We start from the raw sequence: 2600 nt of genomic DNA on the forward strand, positions 1-2600 counted from the left end.
TCGCCGCTTTTTTGCAGGCGGACGATTTCTTCAAAATCGACGCTGTGCATCACGATGTCCGCGCTGCGGTTGCCGCCGAGCCTGCGGTTGGTTTCGCGGTTGACGGCCTGATAGTACAGCACGGTGCTTTCGGGGCTCATACCGCCGATGATGCCGATGGTTTTCATGGTTTTCCTTTGCCTTGCGCCGCCGTTGCGGGCAGCGGTTTCGGGGTTTCAGGCTGCCTTTTGCCGCCTTGCGGGCGGCTGTCGGATATGGATATCCGGCCTACGGGTTTCAGACGGCCTTTCTGATTTTCAGGCTGCCCTGCCCTGTTTGGCAAAGGCAGCCTGAAACTGCGGGGCGTATTGTACCCTGCCCTGCCCCCATGCTTATAAATTCCTTATAAAAACGCGTCGGTAAAGGGCTGCACGGTTACGCTTTCGCCTGCTTCAAGCGAGCCGCTTTCGGCGAGGATGACCAGATAGGCGTTGGCGCGGGAGACTTGCAGGATGCGGTGCGAATCCTGGCTGCCGCAGGGACGGGCGTGCCATGTGCCGTCGGCTTGGCGCTCGATGATGCCGCGCTGGATGTCGGTGCGGCTGTGGTTTTTGGTAACGGGTTCGCTCAATACGGCGTTAAAGCGCAGCGGTTGGGGAATGTCGGCCGCGCCGCAAATCTGCCACAGCGCGGCTTTAAGGAAGATGTCGAAGCCGACAAAGCCGGAAACGGGGTTGCCCGGCATTCCGAAAAACCAGGTTTTCATCATGCGGCCGAAGACGAAGGGTTTGCCGGGTTTGAGGGCGACTTTGTAGTGGTGGACGCTGCCGACGCGCTCGACGGCGGTACGCATAAAGTCGTAGTCGCCTACGGATACGCCGCCGGTGGTGATGAGTACGTCGGCTGTGCGGATGACTTCATCGAAGACGTGCAGGATGTCTTCCAAATCGTCGCCGACTTGTTTGAAGTCGATGATTTCGACGGGCAGGCGGGCGAGGCGGGCGGCGAGCATGGCGCGGTTGCTGTCGTAGATTTGGTCGTCGCGGCCGGTATCGGGTTCGCCGGGTTCTAAAAGTTCGTTGCCGCTGGAGAGTAGGGCGACGCGGATTTTGCGGTGTACGGGCACTTCGCCGTAACCGAGCGCGGCCAGGAGCATGATGTCGGCTTCGCGCAGGATGCGTCCGGCGGTAAGCACGGTGTCGCCGACGGCGATTTCTTCGCCTTTGCGGCGGATGTTTGCGCCTTCGGACACGTCTTTTGCCAATGTAATGCGGCCGTCTGAAAGGCTGACGTTTTCTTGAATAATGACGGTGTTGCAGTCGTCGGGAACAACCGCGCCGGTCATAATCCGCACGCACGCGCCTTTTAGCAGGCAGCCTGAAAAGGCTTGTCCGGCCACGGATTCGCCCACCACTGCCCACTCGCTGCCTGCGTTTGCGGCCGATTGCAGGGCGTAGCCGTCCATCGCCGAGATGTCAGCGGGGGGAATGTTGACGGCGGAGACGATGTCTTGGGCGAGAACGCGGCCGACGGCGGCGGCCACGGGCACGGTTTCGGTTTCGAGCGGCTGGGGATGGTCGGCGATTTTGTCGTAAATCAGGGTTTGCAGTTCGTGAACGGGGGTGAGTGCCATTGGGGTGTTCCTTTTGCGGTTTTGTGGCGGGTTTGGGGTCTCAGACTGCTTTGTGGCGGTTTAGGCCGTCTAAAAAGCTGGTTAGGCAGCCTGAAAGCAAAAACACAGGTAGGGCGTGCGGGGCATCGTGAATTAGGGGCTGTTGACATTTGGTATTGCGGCAGCTTTTTCGCCGTAAAACGGCATCTGCCACGTTGAAAACACTCGCCAATGGGCGGCATTGGCTCGCGTTTTCGCCTTGCATCTGCCGCTTTCCGACAAAAAATCCGCTTCGCAAACCAATTGTCAACAGCCCCCTAGGAGCAACCGTTGGGCAACGGCGATGCGCTTGGCCGCACGCCCTACTTGTGCTTTCGCATTCTATGGTTTGGGGGTTTCAGACGGCCTTTCAGGCTGCTTGGGCTTGGGCGGCGTAAGACCGTCTGAAAGTTGCCGTAGGTCGGATTCTTGAATCCAACAAGCGTCCGCGATGACGGCTCGAGTGCTTTTCCCTGTGGGAAAACGTCGGATTCAAGAATCCTTTCAGGCTGCCTTTGCGGCGGTTTATAGGCCGTCTGAAAAGCTGATCGGGCAGCCTGAAAACGGTGTTGCCGCCGCTTCCGTCATTCCCGCGCAGGCGGGAATCCGGTTTGGATTTCGGGCAATGTTTGGCGAAGCGAAGTGTTGCCGTGATTCTGCCAAGATTCCCGCCTGCGCGGGAATGACGGTGTTTGGGCACAGGCAGCCTGAAAACATCGCAACGGCTTTCAGGCTGCCTTGTCCGTCAGCATTGGGCTTCGGCGTTTTTACGCAGCTAGTTGCCGTAGGTCGGATTCTTGAATCCGAAAAACGTCCGCCATGATGGCTTGGGTGCTTTTCCCTGCGGGGAAACGTCGGATTCGAGAATCCGACCTTGTATATCGGAACTTCCGTATCATAGCAACAAACCGCCCGCCGCCGCCCGCATCCGACCAAGGCAAACAACCGTTGCGTAGCTCAGGGAGCGGTC

General features: G+C 58.9%; 2 protein-coding genes. Both read right to left on the reverse strand.

Translation table 11 applies throughout. From position 1 onward, the window contains the following. A partial coding sequence (locus tag ACLD9W_RS12240; RefSeq protein WP_410842270.1) for an aspartate/glutamate racemase family protein occupies positions 1–167 on the reverse strand: 167 nt, incomplete at its 3' end. Between the two features lie 215 nt (positions 168–382). Continuing rightward, complete coding sequence (glp, locus tag ACLD9W_RS12245; RefSeq protein ID WP_410842269.1) at positions 383–1612, reverse strand: gephyrin-like molybdotransferase Glp; 1230 nt, start codon at positions 1610–1612, stop codon at positions 383–385. Positions 1613–2600 lie beyond the last annotated feature (988 nt).

The organism is Neisseria sp. WLZKY-1 (genome assembly GCF_046546535.1).
Lineage (GTDB): Bacteria > Pseudomonadota > Gammaproteobacteria > Burkholderiales > Neisseriaceae > Neisseria.

Excerpts from the sequence above, each read along its gene's own strand:
- glp (WP_410842269.1), bottom strand. The coding sequence starts at position 1,612 with ATGGCACTCACCCCCGTTCACGAACTGCAAACCCTGATTTACGACAAA.